Below are 217 nucleotides of genomic sequence, written 5' to 3'. Positions count from 1 at the left end.
GCTACGGCGAAACTGATCTGTAAGCAGTTTGACGAGGATCCGCAGAGAACGGCAGACGCAACCAGAGAGGAGCTCAGTGAGATCGGCGGTATCGGTGATGTGATTGCCGGGTCATTCACAGACTATTTTCAGGATCAGGACAGACGTGCCGGCTATGAGAAACTTCTAAAAGAAGTGAAACTTACAAAAGAGGAGACGAGGGAAGCACAGATTTTCA

At 49.3% G+C, this 217-nt stretch carries 1 protein-coding gene; it reads left to right on the top strand.

What is annotated here, in order from left to right; genetic code table 11:
- Positions 1–217, top strand: a 217-nt coding sequence (locus tag HJY11_RS14325) for a helix-hairpin-helix domain-containing protein (RefSeq protein ID WP_279571116.1), incomplete at both ends; no start/stop codon positions are given.

The organism is Bittarella massiliensis (ex Durand et al. 2017), assembly GCF_017566145.1.
Classification (GTDB): domain Bacteria; phylum Bacillota; class Clostridia; order Oscillospirales; family Ruminococcaceae; genus Bittarella; species Bittarella massiliensis_A.
Note: the sequence above shows the minus strand (reverse complement) of the source record. Positions and strands in the feature narration are given on the sequence as shown.